Origin of the sequence: Craterilacuibacter sp. (assembly GCF_051659485.1) — a bacterium.
Classification (GTDB): Bacteria; Pseudomonadota; Gammaproteobacteria; order Burkholderiales; family Chromobacteriaceae; genus Craterilacuibacter.
Genome location: NZ_JBOFOO010000242.1, coordinates 1 through 1,444 on the forward strand (window position 1 = coordinate 1; position 1,444 = coordinate 1,444).

The window sequence follows — 1,444 nt, forward strand, 5'->3', positions numbered from 1 at the left end:
ATTAACACCGAAAAACTGGTTATCGCCAAACAGTAATCTATCCATGAAATGCCCCTTCGTACTTAATCTATCAAGCAAAGAAAGACCAACGTTTTTTTGCTACATCCTGTTCTTCGCTACGACGTAGCGGCCCCCTGCGCGCATCCTCAATCAGCATCGAAATAACCCGATCTGTCGTTTGTGCCTCGGAAAAACTATTGATATTTCCGGAAGCATTACCGGACAGAATGGCATTCACAAAATAATCGAGCTGAGCCGAGTATTCTTCACCGCGCACATAAAACCACACGGGCTCAGTCAACTCTGTGGTGTAGCGCACATTCCAGCCTGGCTGATAACCTGCCGGTAGCGTCGCAGTATCCCGCAAGAAAACCTGACACTCTTGCCTGTCTGCCTTAATCCGGCCTTTTGTTCCCAGAATGGTTATGGTTGTGCTCATTTTTCTGAAGGATTCATCGCTCCAGCTAACCGAAAGCTGGGCACTCTTTCCTCCGGCATAGTAAAGAGTGGCAAACACCTCATCATCCGTCTGTGCAGAAAAGACTGAATTCAGCACCGTACCCCCCACCGCCTGGGGCAGGCCCAGATACCACGTCACCAGATTCAAGGGATGGGCAGCGTAGTCATACAAACAGCCCCCGCCTTCAGAGTGCTTCGAACGCCAGGAAGATCCTTTAGGCTTGAGCACAACAGGACCATAGGCTTCCGCCTGGACATGACTAATCTCCCCAATGACACCCAGATCCAGAAGGCGCTTAACTTCCTGAAATGCCCCCACAAAACGGCAGTGATAGCCGACCTGATTGACCACTCCGCTATGCAGTGCCTGCCGGGTCAATGCCTCACCATCGGCATCATCCAGACAAAAAGGCTTTTCGCAGAATACATGCAAGCCCCTATCCAGTGCGGCCCTGACCATGGGTGCATGCATCGCCGACGGCGTCGCAATAATGACGGCATCCAGAGCCACTTCGCGCAGCATGCGCTCGTAATCGGAAAATGCCTGTAAGCCGGTATACTTTTCCAGCACATCCAGTACATAGCCGCTGGCATCACAGATTGCTGCCACCTGCACATTAGGATGAGCATTAATCATCGCCAGATGGGATAAGCCCATCTTTCCCAAACCGACCACTGCAAGATTGATCTTCACAGGGATAGTCTCCTCATAGGCAAGACATCATGGCAACAGAAGCATTCAGACATGCACCCTGCCGCTGACATACGGCATGCAGCGCTAGGGTTAACAAACCGGCATGCATGAACGGTAAGTAATCTTTATTTTTATAGTAAATAAACATTGCCAATAGCAATGCATTTGTACTTATCAACATGGAGCATCAACACAGATTAGTGCCAGAAAAATATCAAGAAACACGCCCACAAGCGGCCAGTCCGTGTATTCGCCTCCCGTATCAATGATATGAATCAACTACCTTTGACG

The 1,444-nt window shown here is 49.8% G+C and carries 1 protein-coding gene; it reads right to left on the reverse strand.

The window, feature by feature from the left end:
• Positions 1-70 precede the first annotated feature (70 nt).
• Complete coding sequence (locus ACRC1E_RS08510) at positions 71-1,153, reverse strand: Gfo/Idh/MocA family protein (protein WP_438514671.1); 1,083 nt, start codon at positions 1,151-1,153, stop codon at positions 71-73.
• Positions 1,154-1,444: the final 291 nt, after the last annotated feature.